20 protein-coding genes are annotated in these 24,195 nt (G+C 36.6%); 9 read left to right on the top strand and 11 right to left on the bottom strand.

Annotation, left to right across the window (positions count from 1 at the left end; translation table 11 throughout):
- Positions 1–128: 128 nt before the first annotated feature.
- From V1L66_RS06255 to asnB, 3 genes are all read right to left on the bottom strand, one after another.
- Positions 129–842 (bottom strand): pseudouridine synthase, encoded by a 714-nt coding sequence (locus V1L66_RS06255; protein WP_016991789.1) that lies wholly within the window; start codon positions 840–842, stop codon positions 129–131.
- A 10-nt stretch (positions 843–852) separates the two neighbouring features.
- On the bottom strand, positions 853–2,466 hold the full coding sequence (locus V1L66_RS06250; protein ID WP_016991790.1) for a polysaccharide biosynthesis protein: 1,614 nt from the start codon (positions 2,464–2,466) through the stop codon (positions 853–855).
- A 264-nt stretch (positions 2,467–2,730) separates the two neighbouring features.
- The gene (asnB, locus tag V1L66_RS06245; protein WP_333005424.1) at positions 2,731–4,581 is read right to left on the bottom strand and encodes an asparagine synthase (glutamine-hydrolyzing); all 1,851 of its coding nucleotides are present in this window, start codon (positions 4,579–4,581) and stop codon (positions 2,731–2,733) included.
- Positions 4,582–4,868: 287 nt separating this feature from the next.
- On the opposite strand from asnB, the gene V1L66_RS06240 reads away from it, so the two are divergent.
- Positions 4,869–6,119, top strand: coding sequence for an NAD(P)/FAD-dependent oxidoreductase (locus tag V1L66_RS06240; RefSeq protein ID WP_333005422.1), 1,251 nt, complete (start codon positions 4,869–4,871; stop codon positions 6,117–6,119).
- Between the two features lie 40 nt (positions 6,120–6,159).
- On the opposite strand, the gene V1L66_RS06235 is transcribed toward V1L66_RS06240, so the two are convergent.
- The 6 genes from V1L66_RS06235 to V1L66_RS06210 all read right to left on the bottom strand — a co-directional run bounded on the left by V1L66_RS06235 (position 6,160) and on the right by V1L66_RS06210 (position 14,279).
- The gene (locus tag V1L66_RS06235; RefSeq protein ID WP_016991793.1) at positions 6,160–6,852 is read right to left on the bottom strand and encodes an AIM24 family protein; all 693 of its coding nucleotides are present in this window, start codon (positions 6,850–6,852) and stop codon (positions 6,160–6,162) included.
- A 266-nt stretch (positions 6,853–7,118) separates the two neighbouring features.
- Positions 7,119–8,387: an OFA family MFS transporter gene (locus V1L66_RS06230; protein ID WP_004226054.1), complete on the bottom strand. Its 1,269-nt coding sequence runs from the start codon at positions 8,385–8,387 to the stop codon at positions 7,119–7,121.
- 767 nt (positions 8,388–9,154) lie between these two features.
- Positions 9,155–10,060: a DMT family transporter gene (locus tag V1L66_RS06225; RefSeq protein WP_036078437.1), complete on the bottom strand. Its 906-nt coding sequence runs from the start codon at positions 10,058–10,060 to the stop codon at positions 9,155–9,157.
- A 157-nt stretch (positions 10,061–10,217) separates the two neighbouring features.
- Entirely contained in the window at positions 10,218–11,429 is a 1,212-nt protein-coding gene (locus V1L66_RS06220) for an amidohydrolase (protein WP_333005420.1), read from the bottom strand.
- On the bottom strand, positions 11,426–12,676 hold the full coding sequence (locus tag V1L66_RS06215) for an amidohydrolase family protein (protein ID WP_333005419.1): 1,251 nt from the start codon (positions 12,674–12,676) through the stop codon (positions 11,426–11,428). Before V1L66_RS06215 ends, V1L66_RS06220 begins: the two co-directional genes overlap by 4 nt.
- 43 nt (positions 12,677–12,719) lie before the next feature.
- Complete coding sequence (locus V1L66_RS06210) at positions 12,720–14,279, bottom strand: glutathione ABC transporter substrate-binding protein (RefSeq protein WP_333005417.1); 1,560 nt, start codon at positions 14,277–14,279, stop codon at positions 12,720–12,722.
- 182 nt (positions 14,280–14,461) lie between these two features.
- Between V1L66_RS06210 and V1L66_RS06205 the strand changes: the two genes are divergently transcribed.
- The 7 genes from V1L66_RS06205 to V1L66_RS06175 are packed head-to-tail and all read left to right on the top strand — an operon-like array spanning position 14,462 to position 21,093.
- Positions 14,462–15,364: an ABC transporter permease gene (locus V1L66_RS06205; RefSeq protein ID WP_016992565.1), complete on the top strand. Its 903-nt coding sequence runs from the start codon at positions 14,462–14,464 to the stop codon at positions 15,362–15,364.
- 14 nt (positions 15,365–15,378) lie between these two features.
- Positions 15,379–16,299, top strand: coding sequence for a nickel ABC transporter permease (gene nikB, locus V1L66_RS06200; RefSeq protein ID WP_333005416.1), 921 nt, complete (start codon positions 15,379–15,381; stop codon positions 16,297–16,299).
- 15 nt (positions 16,300–16,314) lie between these two features.
- Positions 16,315–17,328, top strand: coding sequence for an ABC transporter ATP-binding protein (locus V1L66_RS06195; RefSeq protein ID WP_312123745.1), 1,014 nt, complete (start codon positions 16,315–16,317; stop codon positions 17,326–17,328).
- Positions 17,325–18,317: an ABC transporter ATP-binding protein gene (locus tag V1L66_RS06190; RefSeq protein WP_016992561.1), complete on the top strand. Its 993-nt coding sequence runs from the start codon at positions 17,325–17,327 to the stop codon at positions 18,315–18,317. Before V1L66_RS06195 ends, V1L66_RS06190 begins: the two co-directional genes overlap by 4 nt.
- A gap of 37 nt (positions 18,318–18,354) precedes the next feature.
- Positions 18,355–19,095, top strand: a complete 741-nt coding sequence (locus tag V1L66_RS06185) for a sensor histidine kinase (protein WP_036078444.1) — start codon at positions 18,355–18,357, stop codon at positions 19,093–19,095.
- A 38-nt stretch (positions 19,096–19,133) separates the two neighbouring features.
- The gene (locus V1L66_RS06180) at positions 19,134–19,832 is read left to right on the top strand and encodes a response regulator (protein ID WP_016992558.1); all 699 of its coding nucleotides are present in this window, start codon (positions 19,134–19,136) and stop codon (positions 19,830–19,832) included.
- Between the two features lie 22 nt (positions 19,833–19,854).
- Positions 19,855–21,093, top strand: a complete 1,239-nt coding sequence (locus V1L66_RS06175; protein ID WP_258860396.1) for a permease — start codon at positions 19,855–19,857, stop codon at positions 21,091–21,093.
- Positions 21,094–21,130: 37 nt separating this feature from the next.
- On the opposite strand, the gene V1L66_RS06170 is transcribed toward V1L66_RS06175, so the two are convergent.
- Positions 21,131–22,066, bottom strand: coding sequence for a DUF4181 domain-containing protein (locus V1L66_RS06170; RefSeq protein ID WP_312123748.1), 936 nt, complete (start codon positions 22,064–22,066; stop codon positions 21,131–21,133).
- Positions 22,053–22,574: a sigma-70 family RNA polymerase sigma factor gene (locus tag V1L66_RS06165; protein WP_016992555.1), complete on the bottom strand. Its 522-nt coding sequence runs from the start codon at positions 22,572–22,574 to the stop codon at positions 22,053–22,055. Before V1L66_RS06165 ends, V1L66_RS06170 begins: the two co-directional genes overlap by 14 nt.
- Before the next feature lie 375 nt (positions 22,575–22,949).
- On the opposite strand from V1L66_RS06165, the gene V1L66_RS06160 reads away from it, so the two are divergent.
- The gene (locus V1L66_RS06160) at positions 22,950–24,131 is read left to right on the top strand and encodes a NupC/NupG family nucleoside CNT transporter (RefSeq protein ID WP_036078450.1); all 1,182 of its coding nucleotides are present in this window, start codon (positions 22,950–22,952) and stop codon (positions 24,129–24,131) included.
- The last annotated feature ends 64 nt before the right edge of the window (positions 24,132–24,195 follow it).

Here is a 24,195-nt window from a genome sequence, read left to right as displayed (position 1 = left end):
GGAAACATTTCAAATATGATACATTCTATGACTATATCACAATAACTCATTTCATATTATACAGTTACAGTCCTATTACTGTATATAAAAATCCCCGATGCTATGTGTGGCATCGAGGATTAATATGTTTAATCATTGTTTTGTAAACCGTTTAGCTCTTCAGTAGTAAGCTCACGATATTCACCTAACGCTAGATTTTCATCTAATGTCAGGCTTCCCATAGAAATACGCTTTAAATATGTTACACGCTTTCCTACCGCCTCAAACATTCGCTTTACCTGATGAAACTTGCCTTCTTGAATCGTTAGCTCTATTTCAGATTGCTGTGCAGACTTTAAAATCACAAGCTTTCCAGGCTTTGTAACATAGCCATCATCTAGTTCAACACCATTTGCAAATTTCTCGGCATCTTCTTCTGTCACAACGCCTTCAATCTGTGCATAATAAACTTTTGGCACATGTTTTTTAGGAGATAATAAATTGTGAGCCAACACACCGTCATTAGTTAATAAAAGCAAGCCCTCTGTGTCTTTATCTAGTCGACCAACAGGAAACGGCTGAAAATGCTGATGTAATGGCTCTAATAAATCAATAACTGTTTCATCTCTTAAATCTTCAGTGGCAGAAATAACACCAGGCGGTTTATTCATCATAAAATAAACAAACTCTGTATAAACAACGCGCTCTCCAAACACTGATACAATTTGCTGTTCTGGGTCTACGTGTAAAGCTGCATCCTTGACGTAAGCACCGTCTACTGAGACAGCTTTTTGTTTTAGTAGCTGCTTCACTTCCTTGCGAGAGCCATACCCCATATTTGCTAGTAATTTATCTAAACGCATCGTTCCACTCCTATTTCAATCCCAGTTTACTCATAATACGGGTTAATCGTTCACCTAATAGCTTTTGGGCTAAGCCTAGGCGTAATGATAAAAAGCCATAGACAGCCGCACCCACACCCGCACAAATAATTGAGAATAGTAATGCTGAGAATTTACTATCAACTGGACCCATTAGTAATTCTAATAATTTATGCACAATCAGCACGCTTATGGCCATCGCCATTGTCAATAAAGCAATTAGCATGACACGACGCACAACCATTTCTGATCGATAATTTAACGTTTTTCGTAACACAAGCATATTAATGATAATTGAAACACTATAGCCAATAGCTGTAGCAACTATAGCACCATCTGCCTCTAACCAGCGAATTAAAGGAATATTTAATGCTAGCTTCACGAAAATCCCAGATAATAAACTGAAGACAATCCACTTTTGAAAATCAATTCCTTGAAGTAAGGCTGCTGTGACTTGGAATAACGCAAATAAAATCGCAACAGGTGCATAATGCGCTAAAATGGTTGCTCCCATTTCACTTTCCGAATAAAGCATAAAATAAATTTCATTGGCTAACAGAGAAATACCAACAACAGCTGGCAATGTAATAAAGATTAAAATTTGATAGGTCTTATCCATTGCATGGCGGAGCGCTAAATACTCTCCCTGTGTAAAATACTTTGTAATCGTTGGTACAAGCGCCATCGAAAATCCAGTCGCTAGCATAACAGGGATGATAACCACTTTATGTGTCATAAAGTTAATCATCGATAAATAAGTATCTGTTACTTCTGCTAAACCAATAGACGTCATTGCTCCATTAAACGTAAGCATGTCGACTAATTGGAATAACGGATTTGCCACCCCTACAAACACCATTGGAATGGAATAGGTAATCACTTCTTTATAAATATTGGACATTGGTAGCTGTGTGGAAGTCACACTTTGACTACGTAATAAGTTAAATTCAGACTGATATTTTTTCCAGTAATAATAAAGAACACCTAATCCACCGATTGCCCCGATAAATGCAGCAAACACAGCAAAGGAGATGGCTGTCTCTGGTTTCCCTTTAAACACAATAACCACTAAGAACGATCCGCCAAGTAACACAACAATTCGCACAATTTGTTCCACCAATTGTGAAACGGCGGTAGGTTCCATTTTGTCGTAGCCTTGGAAGAAGCCACGCCATAGACTCATAAATGGTACTACGATTAGTGCAAAACTAACCCATCGTATTACGGAAGCAATCTGTTCAACAGTAAAGACCTGTTCCTCACTCTTAATAACAAGCCCTGCTATTGGCGTTGCAAGTAGAAAGAGGGCAATAAATGCTGCGAAACCTGTCACCATCATAATTAGAATGCCGGATTTCATCAGCTTGCGACCTGATTGATAATCCCCCATGGCATTATATTTGGAAACAAATTTAGAGACGGCTATTGGCGCACCTGAAATGGCGATTGCCAACATAATTGAATAGGGAATATATGCATATTGGTAAAGCGCAATGTTCTTCTCGCCAACAATTGCATAAAACGGAAAAATATAAATTAATCCGAGTACCTTCGATAAAAACATCCCCATTGTTAATATCGCAGTACCTTTCATTAAATTGGACATCATACCCATCCATTCATTGTAAAATCAATATTATTATCGTAACACTTCAAAGAATACTTATAAAACTTTTTCTTTTGAAACAACACCTATGCAAGCGCTGTCACTCTAAGAGCAATAAAAGTAAACCAACTGTAATCTTAACATATTTATAGGAAATGAGACGCATAAATACATCAAAAAGTTCATTCCAAAGAAAATCTGATGAAAAAAGACCTTAAAATAATCGGTGAGGAATTGAACATCCCCACCGATTAAGGTATTTCTTTATACCATGTCCACAAAGAACTTTTTATACCATACTAGGAATACATAAGCCGTCCAAATATAGCGACCACGATTTGCTTTCCCTTCGTAATGCTCATCTAGATAGCCAACTAATTGTTTGGTATCAAAAAATTCATTTGCAAAGTCAGTTGTAAACATTTCTTTTACCATGTTGTAATACTTTTCTTCACGTAACCAGTGACGGATTGGCACTGGGAATCCAAGTTTCGGACGCTTTGCCCATTCTTCTGGCAATTCCTGATGTGCGGCTTGACGTAGAACATACTTTGTATCGATATCATTCACACGGTATCTTGATGGAATATTTTTAGCTAACTCCATTACTTCTTTATCTAAAAATGGTACACGTAATTCAATTGAGTGCGCCATACTCATTTTATCTGCCTTTAATAAAATATCACCAGGCATCCAAAGATTTAGATCTAGATACTGCATTTTTGTCACATCATCATCGCCAGGTACTTCATCATAAATACGTTTTGTAATCGATTTTACAGATGGGGCATTTTTATAAGCTGGCTTTAAAACATTAATAGCATCTACTTCATCCCAAACTACCGCTTCCCCAATAAACCGTTCTTCTACTGTTTGAGCACCTTTAATAAGGAAATTCGTGTATTGATTTTTCGGTAGGGCTTCTGCCATTCCACGTAATGTTTTTCGAAGACCTAATGGTAATTTTTCGTATTTTTGCATTCTACCTGAGTTTTGATACCAAGCATACCCACCAAAAATTTCATCGGCACCTTCACCTGATAGGACAACCGTTACATCTTTTGAAGCAAGCTCTGAAAGGAAGTAAAGTGGCACTGAAGATGGATTGGATTGCGGCTCATCCATATGCCATTGAATTTTAGGAAGAGCTTCGAAACACTCATCTGCGGTAATGTATCTACGTTCATTTTGAATATTCAACGTATCTGATAAATCTTTTGCAAGATTTGTCTCATTGAACATATCTTCATAGTCCGCAAACCCGACTGAGAAGGATTTATCTGGGCGTAATAAAGACGTAATATAACTAGAGTCAATACCACCCGATAAGAATGAACCAACTTTTACATCACTGATTTGATGAGCCTCTACAGATTCTTTCACAGTTGAACGAATTTCTTCGATATATTTTTCGATTGGTGCTTCTTTTGCATGGAATTTTTTATCCCAATATTGCACGATTTGCTTTTGTCCATTTTGAATCAGCATATAGTGTGCTGGTGGTAATTTAAAGACACCTTTAAAGAATGTTTCATCCATAGATGAATACTGGAATGTTAAATAGGGGCGAAGTGCCTGTTTATTTAACTCTTTAATAAATGATGGGTGTGGTAAAAACGATTTAATTTCAGAGCCAAAAATAAACGTACCGTCTGTTGTATGCTCAGAGTAGTACAATGGTTTGATTCCAAAGCCATCGCGCGCAATGAATTGTAAATCATTCTTTTTATCCCAAATACAGAAGGCAAACATCCCACGCAGTTTCTTCACAAAATCTACGCCATATTCTACATAGCCATAAATAATGACTTCACTATCTGACTGCGTTTTAAACGTATGACCTTTTTCAATAAGATCTGCACGCAGCTCTTGGAAGTTAAAAATTTCTCCATTAAATACAAGCACAATATTTCCATCTGCACTATATAATGGTTGATTCGCTACGTCTGATAAGTCAATAATACTTAATCGACGGAAACCTAACGTCACTTTATCGTCACTATGAATACCACCGCTATCTGGTCCACGGTGAATAATTGTATTCATCATATTTTCTATCGTCTGATGATGATCAATCACATTTGTTCCATTAATATAACCTATAAATCCGCACATTCTATTTTTCACCTCATAATTTAGTGCATAACCTTTACCATAATAGCACGAAAAGACATACATTTCATGCTGACAATGCTAATAAAGGAAAACTTTCATTCATCCATTTGTATAACAAAGAATATTGTGTTTCATTCTACTGTATAAGCTCTTCATCTCAAAAGATGAGATAAAGAATTATAAAACACTTTTCTATTATTTTCAATGTCAAAGAAAGTCCCTCTCTATATAGACTTCATGTATAATAGGAAGGATTCCTAATTTGAACAGAAAGTGAGTTTCTAACTATGTATGATGTAATCGTGATCGGTGGTGGCCCATCTGGTTTAATGGCGGCGATTGCTGCTGGAGAGCGTAAAAAGAAAGTGTTATTGTTAGAAAAAGGCACAAAACTAGGCAAGAAATTGGCCATTTCTGGCGGAGGACGCTGTAATGTTACAAATCGTTTGCCTGTTGAAGAAATCGTGAAGCATATACCTGGTAATGGTCGTTTTCTCTATAGTCCTTTTACCGTTTATAATAATGAAGATATAATTGCATTTTTTGAAGGGCTTGGTGTCGCCCTAAAGGAAGAGGACCACGGTAGAATGTTCCCTGTATCCAATCGCGCACAAGATGTCGTGGATGCGCTGATTAGACAGCTACAACGCCTTCATATTGAAGTTCGTTTACACACAGCTGTCAGTAAGCTTCTAATGGATGAAGATAAAATTTTGGGTGTACGTCTTGCTGACGGCACCGAAGTCCGTAGTCAAGCAGTCGTTGTAGCCGTTGGTGGCAAGGCGGTTCCACAAACAGGCTCAACAGGTGATGGCTATCCTTGGGCTGAACGTGCGGGTCATACAATCACAACCTTATTCCCAACAGAAGTCCCTATTATTTCAAAAGAAGATTTTATTCAAGCGCGTGAGCTACAAGGACTAGCACTGCGTGATGTTGCTGTCTCCGTGCTAAATAAAAAAGGCAAGACACTCGTCACCCATCAAATGGACATGCTCTTTACCCATTTTGGTTTAAGTGGTCCTGCTATTTTGCGTTGTAGTCAATTCGTTGTGAAAGAATTAATGAAAACAGGCTATGAACCCGTGACAATGCGTATTCAAACACTGGTACATGATAATGAAGAAACATGTCTACAATATTTAAATAAATTAATAAAAGAAGATCCGAAAAAAGCTGTGAAAAATGTTTGGAAAGGCATAGCACCTGAACGATGGCTCTTGTTCTTATGTGAACGAGCACATATTGATGTTCAATTGACGGGCGCTGAATTATCCCAAGAGAAAATTCGTCAGCTAGCACGTTTACTAGTAAACTTCACGTTAACAGTGAGTGGCACACAGTCACTTGATAAGGCATTTGTAACAGGTGGCGGTGTCTCTGTAAAAGAAATCGAGCCAAAAACAATGGCCTCAAAGAAAAAAGAGGGACTGTTCTTTTGTGGAGAAATTCTTGATATTCATGGCTATACAGGCGGCTATAACATCACTTCAGCCCTCGTAACAGGACGTATTGCAGGAATGCATGCGGCATTATAATAGAAGAAAAAGCGTGTCCGTGGAAAACGGACGCGCTTTTTTAGCTTTCACTAGCCATATACACTTCTTCAAATGGTTGAATAATAACAAAGCCCTCACCAGAAAACGCCATCTGGATGGATTCTCCACTGCCTCGGCCGATAAATGTACGGAAGCTAATATCTGTTTTAAATTCAGGTGATAGGTTGCCTGACCATGCGACAGTAGCATGTGGATCAGTATATACGGTTTCACCTGGTTTCACTAATAATGTCAGTGGTTCAAAATGAGTTGTAATCGCAACCTTCCCTGTTCCTTGAAGTGTGACATTAAATAAACCACCTGACATGATGCCAGCCATTTTACGCATCAAACGTATATCCCATTCGATGCTAGGCTCAAAGGCAAGTAAATCATTGCCATTGACACAAATACTGTCGTTTTTCAAATCAAAAACAGTTACTTTCTTTCCTTGGTCTGCTAAATAGAGTCTGCCCTTTCCGCTAGCTTTCATCAATTGCGTACCTTCACCCGTTAAAGCCTTTTTAAACATTTTGCCAAGACCATGCTCCAAGACGCGCTCACGTTCAAATTTAATATCACCTGTATAGGAAATCATAGCGCCCATTTTTGACCACACTTCACCGTTGAGATTAACCTCTAATACACGTTCAGTTTCCAATTCAAAATAATCATTGTCATTATCGTCCTGCTGTGTTTTATGAACAAATTCATCTAAAGAAAATTTCCCCATGATTGATCCCTCCCTAATTACTTTATATACGTTGATCTTTGAGAAAAGATTCAATTTTTAACGGATTGTCCCTCATTGTGCATTTCGTTACAAAATTTCTCTTTTAATAACGAAATCACTTTATTTCCAGTAATGTTATTGACATCAGACATGTGCTGTTATACATTAAACAAAGAAATAATGATTGTTATATAACAATCACTTCAAAAAAATAACTATATAAGTGCCATTCACGAAATGACACCTATATAGTAAGAAAGTTCATATTATTGTGTAGCAGAAACATCTCCAACATTTTGCGCTGCTTTTAAAGCTGTTTGCTTACGAACATCTGCACGTAACGTTAAGGAAATAATTAACGAAGCAGCGATTAAACCTGCGAATACATAGAATACAGGAATATAGCTTCCATACGCATTTTTGATTGCACTTACTAACAATGGTCCAAAAACTCCACCCAATGACCACGTTGTTAATAAATAACCATGAATCACACCAAGTTGCTTTGTTCCAAATAAATCACTTGCAAATGCAGGTAGATTTGAGAACCCACCACCATAGCAACTAACAACTAAGAAGATAAGTGCTTGGAAAATAATTACGTTAGTTGTATGTGGTAAAACGATAAATGTGATTAGCTGTGCTGTAAAGAAAATAACGAAAACGTTTGAACGTCCGATATAATCAGACACAGCAGCCCAAATTAAACGGCCACCACCATTAAATAACCCCATAATTCCTACCATTGCGGCAGCACCTGCAACAGATAGACCAACAATTTCTTGTGCCATTGGTGAAGCAACAGAAATCATCATAATCCCTGCCGTTACATTGACTAAATGCATGGACCAAAGCATCCAGAAATGCTTTGTTTTAACAGCTTCTCGTGCTGACATAACAGCTAAATCTTTCTTAACTACATCCTTGCCATTATTAGCAGCCGCTTTCATATTAGCAGGCATATAACCTGGCTTAGGTGGTGCTATATATGAAGCCCCTAAAATCATTAACGTGAAGTAACTTGCTCCTAGAATAAAGTATGTTGTAGAAATGCCAACTGCCTCCATTAAGTTGGCTGCGACTGGTGCTGTAATAAGTGCACCCGATCCAAAACCAAGTACGGCCATACCTGTTGCTAGACCACGACGGTCTGGGAACCATTTTACAAGTGTTGATACCGGTGCAATATAGCCAATCCCCATTCCTAATCCACTAAGAACACCATACGTTAACCAATACATAACAACAGAATCCATTGAAATGGCTACACCTGCCCCAGCTTGTCCTGCTCCAAATAAGACAGCTGCTACCATCGCCGATTTACGTGGTCCCATTTTTTCTACTAAACTACCAAATAATGCAGCTGAGAAACCAGCTAATCCCATCATAATGGTAAAGGCAATCGTTACCTTTGTTTCACTCCATCCCATTTCTGTGACAATCGGTAGCTTGTATACACTGTATGCATAGGCTCCACCGATCGAAAGGTGAATAGCGATTGCAGATAATGCAATTAACCATCTATTTTTATTCATAAATTCTCATTTCTCCCCTCTTTTGCTACCTGTGAAAATTCTATGAACGTCCATGTAAAACAATTTACCACTTAGAATTATTCAAATGCAAGATGTTTTTCTAAAAAATATTATTTCTCCAAAAAGTTTTTCTCTTTTTTATTAATATGTTATATCCCACAAACCTTACAGTCTCTAAGTATAACTACGTTTATTTTACAAAAAACATAACACCATTTAGCTAATATTACTTTTCTGATCTATTCCTCAAACAATATTTAATTATATTAAGATAATGAAATTTGTGCATATTTTCACATTCAATAAATGTATACGTCTTATTTTACCAGGAGTATTATTATGTGTATCTCTCATAAAAAGAAGCACAGTAAATATGTAGTATATAGAAATTTATAGAACAAAAGAGCATTTTATAAATGTAATAGACAAAATTTTTCTATTTAGTAATGGTCAGAATTTTTTATAAAAAAATTTAATTTTACTTAAATTAATAAAATAACAAATTATTCACAATACAGCGGATGAATATTTTATAAAATGCTTTCAATACAACAAGATTTTTATTATCCAAATATATATTTTTTATACAAAGAATAAGAGATAAAATTCTGTTAACTCGGTATCAATTGCTTCTACATGATGGAAATATTCTAAAAGAGGATTTTTTTGAAGTAATATTATTTTTGCACAAAAACAATACATACAATCTACAGAAAAACAGCATGCTAGAAATCATTTCTAACATGCTGTACAGAAAAGTGCATTTTTTAATTTGCTTTTCTTTTCAGCAAAAGCAAAATTTTAATTTCTTTATAATAAATACACAACAAAATTCCTACTAAAATTAATAAAGAACCATATATTTGAACACTTGTAGGGAATTGTTTTAAAAATAATGCACTTAATAGCATAGCTATAGCTGGCTCAAAGTTTAACAACAGTGACGCATTCGTTGAGCCAATCTCCTTCATTTGCTGATTCCACATTAAATTACTCACCCCGTGAATAATAATTGCTGATAAAATGAGCAATAACCAGTAGGGCATTGCAACTTGCCAATTCGTCTGCGGCAAAATAGTAAATGAAAATGGCACAAGCACCAGTAAACCTATTAAATTTGTATAGAACGTTATCGACTGGGCAGACATTTTCAGACTAAGATGATTGACAATAATGAGGAACAAAGCAAAGCTTAGCATTGTAATTAAGCTCAGCACCTCACCCTTACCGATTGAAATGGTGATAAGTGCCCCCTTTGTAATGATGAGGCCAACACCAACAAATGAAAGTATCGCACCTAGCCAAAATATGCCGTTACGTGATTCATGATAAATCATTTTATTCAGTAGAGATGTGACAATCGGTGCACAGGCTAAGATTAAGGCAGCAGTGATAGGAGAAGTATGCTGGAGACTAGCATAAAAGCTATAGTGATTAATAGAAACGCCCAATATTCCTGCAAGGATCAATAACAATAGATCATTTCTCGTAAATGTTGTTTGGCAAATTGCTTTCCAACTAATCCCCCCTAAAAATAGAACAATGACAATTAATCTAAAAACGGCGACCGTTAAAGGATCCCAATGTTCAATTAAAATAGAGCCAATAATGAAATTACTGGCCCAAAAAAATACACAGCTAAATAAAATCATATAGATTGTTAATTGCTTCATATTTTATCGCACCTGCATATAAAGAGATTTCTACATAAGTAATGACAAATCTACTTTCCTTTCCTTTATTCATCTTTTCTATTAAAACATAAGTATAGCAAACTAGAAATTTTCTAGTTTGCTATGTTATCTAAATAAGGGGGATTTAGATTGATACTTAGTTAATAAACTTACCTTTAGACATAACCACTCGGTTGGATGGTTTACGTGCAATAACTTCAGCGCTTGAAACTGCGTCAAAGAATACAAAACTTGCTTCATCTTTCACATTCGGCCAGACCTTCTGACCATTTGCATCTAATGGCGTGACACCACTTGTAATATATTTTAATGTTTGTCGAATAGAGCGTTCGTCAAGTTTACGAGAAATGTCTGCAAAAGTAGTCGCTTTTTCTAAAATATCTCCTGAGCCATTAGGACTCCAAGAATCATAAAAGCCGTCACAACCAAAGTGGACATCCACGCCGTGCTCTGATAGTAATTCAATCGGTGGAATTAATCGTCGCAAATCAAATGGCACTGTTGACATTATTTTTACTTGTTGTTGCGCTAAACGATCTGCAATTTTATGTTGTTCCATGACTGATACATCACCAAGTGAAAAGGCATGACTTATCGCCGTTCTTCCTTGATATTTGGCTTCCTCCACAATATCTATCCATTTATCGATTGTATAAAACCCAACATGGCCACCATCATGTAAATGAATATCGACATCAACATTAAATTCCTGTGCAATATCCATCACTTCATAAAGAGAAGGCTCAATCGAGTTATCGATGCCCGCTGGATCTAGGCCACCAATCATCGTCGCTCCATTGCGTAAAGCTTCACGCAATAATTTAGGGACATCATCTCTTAATAGACCATGCTGTGGAAAGGCAATGATTTCGGATGTCACGACATCTTTATAATCGTCCAATGCCGCTAGTACACATTCTAAATTTTTTAATCCAATGTATGGATCGATATTGACATGTGTACGAATGTGATTCGCACCGTTCTTAAGGATTTTTTCAATCATTGCAGCCGCACGTTGTTTACCTGTTGTAGCAAGAACGGTTAGCTCTTGTGCTTCCCGATCAAGTCGTTCCTTTAAATTCTTTACGGGCACACAAGCCTTCCACGGTAAAGATAAGTATGTTTTATCTAAATGATTATGCATTTCCTTAAAGGCAGGTAATAGCAGCTTTCCTTTCATATCTGTGACTTCATTTGGAGAATCGATTGCCTCTGTTGCAGGTACAATTTGGGAAATGAAGCCATCTGTAATTTCAAGGTGAAAAAGCTCCACTTTCGTTCCAACTGTATCATTTTCCTTTAGATATTCTCCTGTTTCAAGTAGAACATTTGTAAGCCAGTGCTTCATCTGAATTCTCCTTTCAACTCTCCTACATCCTGTTGATGAATCATTTTACCTCGTGAAATGACGGTAGTAATTGGACATCTTCTTGCTATCACATGGGCAGTACTCACGCCATCCACTAACAGCATATTGGCTTTATCACCAACTTGAGGCCAAACCCGTTCTCCAGCATCATTCAATGGTGTGATACCACCAGAAGCATATTTCCAAGCGCGACTTAATGAATATTCATCAATAAAACGGAATCTCTCCGCCATGACATTTAATTTCATAATCGTATTACCAGTACCATATGGAGACCAATGATCTGTTAAGCTATCATGTCCTACAGATACCTTTACACCATTGTTATAAAGATAAGGAATTGGTATTGTCGAACGATTCAAATCGATTGGGACAGTTGTCGTAACATCCATTTGCACCTCAGCCATCGCTTGAACTAAATTTTCTAAGCGTGACTGTTCTAAATCAGCAAGTGCCATTGCATGGCTAATCGTGACTTGTCCTTCTTTTTTCGCTTGTTTCGTTAACTCTATCAGTTTATAAAATTCAAATTCGCCTAGTGTGTTAGCGGTGTGAATATGAATATCGATCCCTGCATGATAGTCTTGTGCAATACCCATTGTTGTTTGTAATGACTTTTCGATATTGCGATCTACAATGGATGGATCAACGCCACCAACAAGCGTTGCCCCCATTGCCATTGCCTCACGCATCAGTCCCTCCACATTGGAGCGTAATAAGCCATGCTGTGGGAAGGCCACAATCTCATATGTGATTTGATCTTGAAAGTTTGCTAAAACCTGTTTTGTAATTTCAATATGCTTTGTCCCAATTTGTGGGTCCACATTACAATGAGAACGAATATGTGTGTGCCCTTGTGAAATGAGCCACTTCACCATTTCCTCTGCTCGATAAGCAGCTGTCGGCAATTGTTGTGGTAATAGAGTTCTTTCCTCTTCAATACGTGTTAAAATCCCTTTAGTAATGGGCCTCGGTGCCTGCCATTCCCCGCCAAAATACGTTTTATCGATATGAATATGCATCTCTCGGAATGAAGGGACTAATAGCTGCTGTTGCGCATCTATCACTTCTACATCTCCATCAACCACTATATCCTTATCTACTTGTTGAACATGCCCATTTTCTATTAGAACATCATAAATACCTGTACGAGTAGCAACAATGTGTTCATTTTCGCGCTCATATGCTTCTTCTAATCTCACATTTTTCAGCAATAGTTTACTCATAGTTTCCTCCCAATTGGTATTTTCCGTCTATCACCAAATTTGATTACTCTACAATTTCAACGCCACTGATCATTGTGTAGTTAGATGCATCTAACCAGAAACCTTTTACAGCATTACTATAAACCGCTAAATGCTCGTAGTTACGTACTGGAATATACACAGCCTCATCTAACTCGATTTGCATTGCTTTTTTGTAGATTTCATTACGTGCCTCTTGGTTTGCTTCAGAACGTCCTTGCTCAATTAGCTTGTCTACTTCTGGATTTGAATAGTAGAAATGGTTTCCTGGAGGCCCCATAGAAGCAGTGTGGAATAGATTATATTGGTTATAATCAGCATCACCAGTAGCATTACCCCAGCCACTAATAAAGATTTGGTGCTGTTCTTTCGTAATTTCAGAAATAAATGCACCATACTCCATTACTTGAATTTCAACATCTAATCCGATTCCTTTTAATTGAGATTGAATAACCTCCGCCATATTGATACGCTCTTTACGATCACTTGTCAGTAATTTAACTTTTGTTCCCTCTTGAACACCAGCTTCTTTTAATAAATCTTTTGCCTTCACTACATCGTAGTCATACGGTTTCGTTTCACTAGAATATCCAATAATTTTTGGACTCATTGCAGAATTTGCAAGTGTTCCTACGTTATCATAAATACCGCTGATAATCGCTTCACGGTCAACAGCATAGCTAATAGCTTGACGTACTTTTACATCCGATAATAATTTATCTTTCACGTTGAAGCCGATAAATTCTACTGCTAGTCCTTCTGCACGGAATAAGTTCATCGTTGAAGAATTTTCAATACGATCAATCTCTGTTACAGGTACTTGTTCAGCAATATGCGCTTCTCCGCTTTCAATCATTGCTAGACGAGTAGAATCCTCTGGTACAACTTTAAATGTTACTTTATCTACTTTCGGTACAGTTCCCCAATAGTCTTTATTCGAAATTAATGTAATTTCTTGACCAGATTTCCAAGATTCAAATACAAATGGGCCTGTCCCTACTGGGTGTGTTGCTAATTCGTCCGCTGCTTCAGCAATTGCTTTAGGGCTCATCATACTACCCTCTTGACTTGCTAAAATAGAAAGAAGTGGAGCATACGGTTCTTTTAACCTCAACGTTACAACATACTCATCATCTACTACTACTTCATTAATCATCGATAATTTATCACGCTGTGGTGATCCAGTTGCAGGATCTAGAATTCGGTCAAATGTCGCTTTTACAGCTTCTGCATTAAAATCTGCTCCATCATGGAATTTAATGCCTTCATTCAATGTAAATGTCCATGTGACTTCATCTTTTTGCTCCCACTCTTTTGCGAGTAATGGAACAATTTTACGATCTCTATCAAAAGCGACAAGTGTTTCATATACCTTGCCATGAATAATATTCGCTGATGGAATATCTGTAATAAAATGAGGGTCAAGACTTGTCGCATCTGCTGCTCTTAGAACGACTAATTCTCCTCCTACGCCTTTTGATCCCTCTTTGGAACCCTCCGTACTATTATTGCTAGCGGTAGAGCATGCTTGCAGGATAAGTACAGTCATTAGTGCTAGGAATAAAAACAACTTCATTTTCTTCATCAACATTTCCTCCTTGTGTGATTTGTTCCTTACATTTCGAATTATAAAGAAATAAAATTCACTTGTTTTTTAAAATATTTACGTGTTTTTTAAATTTTCTGACTAATAAGCCATAAAATATTTACATTCTTTACGCTTTTCACTAAATTGAAATCAAATCAAATAGAAAAGGAGTATTCGATATGAATAAAGTAACAACTACTATCGATCATTCTGTTTTAGTGAATGCACGCAAGGCATCTAGAAAAAAGAATCTTGTTTCTTTCCTAAACAAAATCAAGAAAAATAAAGCAGCTGTCGCAGGAGGCATCATCATTCTTCTATATATATTGATGTTTCTGATTGGGCCCATATTAGCCCCTTATGATCCATACGACGTACAGTTAGATCAAAAATTACAAGGGCCAAGTTTTGATCATCTAATGGGAACAGACGACAAAGGGCGAGATATTTTAAGCCGTATTTTATATGGATCACGTTTATCCATTGGTGTTGGTATTTCAGCTGTTTTATTCGGTGGTACAATCGGTACCTTCTTAGGCCTTATTTCTGGCTATTATGGCAAATGGGTTGATTCTATTATTAGTCGAATTTTAGATATCATGCTTGCCTTCCCGGGTATTTTACTAGCTTTAGCTATTGTCAGTGCATTGGGGCCAAGCCTTATCAATGTCACAATTGCTGTTGGTTTTTTCTCTATTCCTATGTTTGCTCGTATTGTACGTGGCTCAACAATGGAAGTTAAAAAATTAGAATATATCGATGCAGTCAAAACTCTTGGAGCAAATGATATGACGATTCTAATAAAGCATATTTTTCCAAATATTTTATCACCCATTATTGTACAAGCATCCATGCGCTTAGCAACAGCTATTCTATCTGCAGCAGGTCTATCATTCTTAGGTTTAGGTGCTCAGCCACCATCTCCTGAATGGGGTGCTATGCTTTCGAACGGACGTGATTTCCTATTTACTGCTCCTTATATGGCGCTATTCCCAGGTATTATGATTTCTATACTCGTATTAGGCTTTAACTTATTTGGTGATGGTTTACGCGATGCACTAGATCCAAGAATGAAAAATTAAAGGAGAGAAGACACATGACATTATTTATCTTAAAACGACTAGCTCAAATTATTCCTGTGACACTTGGTGTAACGCTTGTTGTTTTTCTAATTATGCAGATGATTCCTGGGGACCCAGCGATTATTTTAGCAGGAGAAGGAGCTTCTCAAGAAACAGTTGCAGAATTACGCGAGAATTTAGGGCTCAATAAACCATTAGCAGTTCAATATACAGACTATATTAAAAATCTTCTACAAGGAGATATGGGTAACTCTTTAAAAAATAATCAACCAGTATTCGAGGAAATCACCTCCCGATTACCAATTACAATAGAGCTAGCCTTTTATAGTATTTTAATTACCATTGTTCTGGGGCTTATTGCTGGTATTATCTCTGCTATCCGTCCTTATTCGTTTATGGATGTAGGCTTAATGGTTGTCGCTTTATTAGGAATTTCCCTTCCAAGTTTCTGGTTAGGAATTTTATTAATGTATGTATTCTCTGTACAGTTACACTGGCTTCCTGTAGCAGGCTGGGATAGTGCCAAACATATTATTCTACCAGCTATCACACTTGGTGCTGGTGGAGCTGCTATCGTCGCTCGTATGACTCGCTCTAGTATGTTAGAGGTTGTAAATCAAGACTATATACGAACAGCGAAAGCAAAAGGCTTAAAAGGGTACATCATCATTTTAAAGCACGCATTACGCAATGCCTTGATTCCAGTTATTACAGTAGTAGGCTTACAGTTTGGTAGTTTACTTGGCGGAACAGTTTTAGTTGAATCTGTTTTCGCTGTAAACGGATTAGGACGAATGATTGTAGATGCCATTCGAACACGTGATATACCAGTCGTACAAGGTGGCGTACTTATTGCCTCATTAATATTTGTTTTCATTAATCTTTTTGTAGACATTTTGTATCGATTCTTTAATAAACGAATGGATTTAAACTAAGGAGGGGAAAAACGGATGAAACAAGAAAACGTGCTGGAAGTAAAAAATTTACAAACCTATTTTTATTCGAGTGAAGGGGTTGCCAAAGCTGTAGATGGGGTGTCCTTTACTCTTCAAAAAGGAGAAACACTGGGCATTGTTGGTGAATCTGGTTGTGGGAAATCCATGACTTCGCTGTCATTACTTCGTTTAGTACCGTCGCCTCCTGGTAAAATCATCAATGGCGAAATTTTATTAAATAATACTGATATCTTGAAGCTCTCAGATGAAGAGTTACGTAAAATTCGGGGCAATAAAATATCGATGATTTTCCAAGAGCCTATGACAAGCTTAAATCCTGTATTATCCGTTGGAGAGCAAATTGCTGAATCCATTCGATTGCACCAAGGCTTATCACGTAAAGAAGCATGGCAAAAGGCTGTCGATATGATTCGCCTAGTTGGGATTCCTGCACCAGAAAAAAGAGCGAAGCAGGAGCCTTATCAGTTAAGTGGTGGGATGCGACAACGCATTATGATTGCCATGGCACTAGCCTGTACACCAGATGTCTTAATTGCTGACGAACCGACAACTGCTTTAGATGTAACCATTCAAGCCCAAATTATTGATATTATTCAAAACCTGCAAAAACAATTAGGCATGAGCATTATCTTCATTACCCATGATCTAGGTGTTGTAGCAGAAATTTGCGATAAGATTGCCGTTATGTATGCAGGTCAGGTTGTAGAAGAAGGCACAACAGAAAGTCTTTTTGAAAAACCGTTACACCCTTATACAAACGGATTAATTCAATCATTACCAAAGCTATACGAAGACCAAGAAGAACTATCTACTATTCACGGAACTGTCCCAAGTCCCTATAATTACCCAATTGGCTGCCGTTATGCAGAACGTTGTCCATTTGCTACAGATTTATGTCGTGACCAACAGCCAGAACTTTTGACTGTCGAGCAAGGAAAAAAGGTAAGATGCTGGATGTACAGTAATGAATGGCAAGGAGAAACACTCATGAAGGAGCTGACAGTATGACAACAGCACAACACACCCAACCACTATTACAAGTAAATGATTTAAAGCAGCATTTTTTCTTAAAAAAAGAAAAGCTTTTCGGTCCACAGCAAGTTGTAAAAGCTGTGGATGGTGTTTCTTTCGATATCATGCCTGGTGAGACACTCAGCATTGTTGGAGAATCTGGCTGTGGTAAATCAACGACTGGTCGTTCTATTTTAAGATTAGATGAGCCTACTGCTGGAGAGGTATTGTTATTTGGTAAAAATTTAGTGAATATGAACAAAAAAGAGCTTCGTGCTGCACGCAAGGACATTCAAATTATTTTCCAAGATCCCTATGCATCCCTTAACCCACGAAGAACCATTCGTAAAATGTTAACAGAGGCCATGTCTATTCAAAAAATTGTACCACCTGAGCAGCAAGAAGCACGCATGCTCGAATTAATGTCCCTTGTTGGGTTACGTCCTGAGTACTTAGAGCGTTATCCACATGAATTTTCTGGTGGTCAGCGTCAGCGGATTGGCATTGCAAGAGCCCTTGCTGTTAATCCTAAAATTATTATTTGTGATGAGTCTGTTTCTGCCCTAGATGTTTCCATTCAAGCTCAAATACTCAATTTACTGAAGCAACTACAACGAGATTTAGATTTAACCTTTTTATTTATCTCACACGATTTAAGTGTTGTTCGACATATTTCAGACCGTATTATGGTGATGTATCTTGGAAAGGTTGTAGAAATTGCTGATAAGCATTCCCTTTTCACACAGCCACATCATCCTTATACAAAAGCACTATTTTCTTCTATACCAGTCATTGATAAGCAGCATCGTAAGGAGCGCATTATTTTAAAAGGTGACCTACCATCACCTCTTAATCCTCCTACTGGCTGTAGCTTTCACACACGTTGCCCATTCGCAACAGATAAATGTAAAGCAGAAGTGCCAGCTTTACGAGCGATCACTGCAACACATAAGGTAGCTTGCCATTTCGCAGAAAATTTAGTTTAATGTATCTTACACTTATAAAATAATCGGAGAGGTCATTATGTTACAACCAGAAACCTTCAACATATATATTCTCCTATGTGTAATTGCTCCAATTATTGGAGCTTTTCTGCTTACTTTTATCTTTATTTTCGAAAAGCAAATCGATAGCCTTGAGGAGGAAAAAAGAAATTTAGAGCTTGAGCAGGATTTACAAAGAGCGAATATTCTCCAGTTGAATCAGCAAATACAGCCACATTTCTTTTTTAATGCATTAAATTCATTATTAAGCCTAGCTCGCATCAATCGAAAGGAAGATTTGGTTGCGGGCATTGAGGCTTTGGCAACATTTTTTAAATTTAAATACAATAATCACGAGGTGTTAATTGCGTTAAAGAACGAGGTCCAATTTGTCGATAGTTATTTAAATATTCAACAATTGCGATTTGGCCATCGTTTGACTGTAAATAAATATATTGATGATGAAGCTCTATCTGTCCAAATACCTCCATTTATTCTGCAGACCATTATTGAAAATGCATATAAACATAGCTTTGAAAAACATATAGGACCTGCAGAGCTTTCCATTATAATCAAAAAAATGGATACTAGCTTATTAATTGAAATTAAAAATACACAGCCATTAGAAAAAATTGAACAGGTAGTAGACGAATTGCAGCAAGGTTATGGTCTCGAAAATATTAGAAAACGACTTGAGCTCATTTATGGGCTTGAAAATATTTTATTCTCGATTCAAAACAATGAACAGCATTACACTGTTACAATCCATGTTCCCGCATAGGCTTTCTATCAACTGGAAGGAGAAAGGAGAATCTCACCATGAATATTTTAATCGCAGATGATGAGCCATTAGAGCTTGAGCAAATGATTTATTTATTAAAGCCACATTTTCCAAATTGGACCTTCCATACTGCCCAAGATGCCTCACAGGCTCTGCAATTAGCTAAAAAGCATCGTATGACTATCGCCTTTTTGGATATTCAAATGCCTGGGAAAGATGGTATCTCGTTGAGCAAGGAATTAAAAGCGCTTTATGAGGTAGACATCATCATGGTAACAGCTTATCAAACCTTTGAATATGCCCAACAGGCATTGCGTATCGGGGTAAAGGATTATCTTACAAAACCGGTCATTGCAAGTGAATTAGATGCTATCGTGGAGAAATATAAGGTGTGGAGTTCTAACCATGATGCGATTCAAAGCGCACTTTCCTATATTCATGAAAACTATTATGAAAAACTAAGTCTCAATATTATTGCTGAAAAAATTCATTTGAATCCGAGCTATTTAAGTCGTAAATTTTTGGAGGAGCAGTCTATTGGCATTAATGAGTATATTAATAATTATCGCTTAGAAATGGCCGTAAAGAAAATCAATGAAAATCTAGACACAAGTATGTCTGCGATTGCTGAGAGCTGTGGTTTTAATAGTCAGCACTATTTTAGTGTTGCGTTTAAGAAAAAATACAATCAATCACCACGTCAATATAAATCCTCTAAAATGAGTAAAGGCCTTTAATCGTATGTTAAGGAAATATTCATTGCTCGTTCCATTTGCAAGTTTAAGCACAGCAGCAGGAGTCATTATTCTTTTAGCGAGATGGATTAATGGTAATTTATTATTGTCCTCTCCCTCAGCCCTTATTTCTTTTGGTTTTATGGCGGGCATTTGTTATACATTAGCAACAGCTCTTTCGTTTATTATACTTGGCTCATTGCTGAATAAGAGCGATTACACACAAAATCAGCATACACAAAGTTTTTTGCTCTTTACCATACAGCGTAAATTGTCTGGTATGAATTTAAAGGTTATACGGCTATTTTACCTGCTGACAGGTATTGAAATTTGGCTTATTCAATTAATAAGCATTAGTGTATTATCTGAAATTATGTTAAATATTCCAGTACCTATTACACTTTTTTTCTTTTTAATCGGCATCTTATTTCTTGATCGCATCATGTCAGTGAAAAGTATACTCTGGTTGGAAATTTTATTTATTATTGCTCTTTTTTCATTACTTATTTTTATCCCTATTTATTACTTTGTTCAAAATGGGGCAAACACTGTATATGAGGGGATTCGCTTATATCACCCTTATTTATTTTATTTTAAAAATAGCGAAATTCTGCTATTCTATGTCATTATTCAACTAGCCGTTTTAGGACAAGTATTTTTTGATAAATCGACATGGTATTTAATTGCCTTTATAAAACCTAAAAAAGTACGCCGCAGTCTGTTTTCCTCAGGTTTAATTTTAGCGTTATTAACGCTATCATTTACAGCGATTTTAATGATTGCCCTATACAGCGGATCATTTGGCCAGTTCCAAGTATTGATTTTTACGTTTTTATATGAAGTGCAGCCAGGCTTTCTTACATTTGCTTTTCTCGTCATTGTCCTATTAGCCATTGTCACAACCTTGCTTGTAGACATGCGGGCAACGAAACGTTTTTTTGTGACGAAAAGACCCTATTATTTCTATTTGATTGGTCTGATGATAATTTTATTTACCTGTTTCTTATCTATCGATTTAACGATTTTAGGTGTTATTTATTCTTTTGCCTTCCTGCACATTACCATGTTACCGTTTATGTTAATCCTTTTATTTACGAATCGCCATATTCATAAACATAGCTGGCTTGTCATTTTTCTATCCATCATCATTGGAATTGGTATTGGTTTAAGCTTTAATACGCTATATGGTTTAGCTACCAGCTTTATCATCTCAAGTATTTATCAATTAATGCTTCAGACTGAAACGATAGAAAAAAATACCTGAACTCGAGATTATTTCGGGTTCAGGTTTATACGTTTATTTAACTGATATAAAAGAAGAATAGGATGAGTGATAGCAATCCAACAATGGCCGAACTAATGGAAAGATAATGTCTTTTTTCCTCTCGACCATAGTAATAGTCAATAAATATAGAGCTGAAAAGGATGACCGCTAAATATCCTCCAATGATAACAGTAAATAAAATCCACCCTTTAATTACGATCACCAGAAGCATAATGATATTCAACATTTTAATAGCCCAAACAGCACGTCGATGTCCACTATTAACATATTCCTTTGGTATATTAAATTTTTTCCTCATTAGTTTATCGACAAGCATTTGGATAGCTATGATAAAAACTAGCATAACGAGTAAACCTGACATTCCAAATTTAGCATCATCATTGAGAGCAAGATCTATATAAGCCTTTGCCAGATCTTTATTTTCTACTTTGTAAGATGATTTGTTGTTATAATCAACAATTATGATATACTCTTCGCCGATGAACATTTTTAGCTTAATTATCTGCCCCTTTTCAAACTCTACCCAGACATCACGTTGTAATCTAAATCGAATATCCTCATTCATATGCGTCATAGTAGCTTGCTGTAATAATTGTTGTAAAAGCTCTTTTTCTGAACTTTGCTCCATTAATTGCTGACCAATAACCCACCCAGGTCTCCCAGCCTTAAAAATCTCCTCATCCGAATTATAAATCATTGTATATTTTTTTATTGATTGCTGCTGTGCTAATTGAACAATTGAAGCATGTTGCGTTTGCTCTATCTGCCCTAATGGACCGATTTCTATTATTAATAGAAACATGATGATCGTGCCTACGATGATCAATGGATAAGACCAGCGTTTTGCTTTTTTTTCATGTTGCACTTGCCGTAAAATATCCTCCTGTAAGGATTCCGTAAATCGTGGTGCTTCGCCAAGTTCTTGATCCAATTTTTCTTTAAAAGCTGTCATCCATTAACACCTCCCACTCACTAGTCGCTAATTTCTCCTGTAACATTTTCCTTGCCCGATGCAATCTGGTTTTAACTGTATTTTCTGCACATGTAAGAATATCTGCAATTTCTCTAACCTTTAATTCTTGATAATAATAAAGAATGACGACTTCTCTATAAGTAATAGGTAACTCAAATAACGCATTCGTTAATGTTTTCCGCTCATCCTGTGCTATTAACATCGTTTCCGGTGTCCGTTTACTTGCCCCAATATGTAATTTTTCCAATAGCAGATGGCGTTTATTTTTCCAACTTCGAAGATAATCATGGCTTTTATGTACCGTGATTTTAACTAAATAGGTCTTTAGAGATGCTCTATGTTCAAAGCGATCCTGCTGCCGATAATAAGAAAAAAAGACATCTTGTACAATTTCTTCAGCAATTGCCCAGTCCTTTACATAAAGATAAGCCACTCGTAAGCAATATTCTCCGTGTTCTTCCATAATGGCTACTAAATGCTCACTCACCCAAACACCTCCTCTAAACATTCACCCTATAGTCGTCATTCGATCTTAGTTGGTTTCAAAAAAAATCAAAAAGTTTCATGAACACGATCGTCATAAATTGAGAAAAACTTCACACAATAAAAGAGTATTTTATAATGAATTATTCTGGCAACCTTAATTATGAATAGTCACTCCTAAAGAAATAATGTACATTTTTAGACTGAATTTATTTGTATGCTGTGTTGCATACTTTTTTTCTATTATCTATTGAATACCTAGCGAAAAAACTGTTATAGTGAGATTGTTTGTCTGACGTCTGACTAATTAAGATCTTTAGCTGTTCTTCTGAAATTGGAACATCAGGACAAAATATCACAGATACTTATGGAGGAACTTATGAGATACTTAATATCCTTTTGTGGATTGTTACTTGTTTTTGCCTTAGCTTTATTAATGAGTAAAAACAAAAAAGAAATAAAATATAAATATATAGTGATTATGTTGATCATCCAATTTTTATTGGCAGCTTTACTACTCAATACAACGGTTGGCTATGTGCTAATTAAAGGAATCACCAAAGTATTTGATCACTTATTGTCCTATGCAAATGCGGGTATATCATTTGTTTTTGGAGGCTTAGCAAATGAAGGAGAATCACCCTTCTTTTTAGCTGTTTTATTACCGATCGTCTTTATATCTGTTCTGATTGGGATCTTGCAGCATTTTAAAATACTTCCTTTTTTAATGAAATGGGTAGGTTTATTTTTAAGTAAAGTAAGTGGCATGGGGAAATTGGAATCCTATAATGCTGTTGCTTCTGCTATGGTTGGCCAATCTGAAGTATTCATCACTGTTAAAAAGCAATTAGATAAGATTGCACCACAACGTATGTATACGTTATGCGCTTCTGCTATGTCGACTGTTTCGATGTCAGTAGTTGGTGCTTATATGACGATGATTGAGCCAAAGTATGTCGTAACGGCCATTGTATTAAACCTGTTTGGCGGATTTATTATTGTTTCTATCATTAATCCATATACTGTGGATGAAAAAGAAGATATCTTAACGATTGAAGATGAACAGAAGCAAGCGTTCTTTCAAATGATTGGCGAATATATTATGGATGGCTTTAAAGTAGCCATCATTGTTGGAGCAATGCTTATTGGTTTCGTTGCATTAATGGATTTAATCAATTCATTATTCGATATGATTATTGGTATATCCTTCCAAGAAATATTAGGCTATATCTTTGCGCCAATCGCTTTCCTAATGGGTATTCCATGGGCAGATGCTGTGGCTGCTGGCGGTATTATGGCAACTAAATTAGTAACGAATGAATTCGTTGCCATGATTAACCTTGGCGACGTCTCAGCGTCCATGAGTGAACGTACACTAGGCATTATTTCTGTATTCCTTGTATCCTTTGCCAACTTTTCATCCATCGGTATTATTTCGGGAGCTGTAAAAGGTTTGAATGAAAGACAAGGTAATGTCGTTGCCCGCTTTGGCTTAAAGTTGTTGTACGGTGCTACACTCGTAAGTATCCTAACAGCTATTATTGTGGGATTGATTATTTAAATTGTATTGAACTGCACTCAGTTAGATGGGTGCAGTCCTTATTTTATCGCTTATATAACGCCAA

The sequence above is a fragment of the Lysinibacillus sp. IITD104 genome, from assembly GCF_036698265.2.
In the GTDB taxonomy this organism is placed as follows: Bacteria; Bacillota; Bacilli; order Bacillales_A; family Planococcaceae; genus Lysinibacillus; species Lysinibacillus boronitolerans.
The sequence above is the reverse complement of the archived record's forward strand: the minus strand, read 5'-3'. Positions and strand labels throughout refer to the sequence as shown.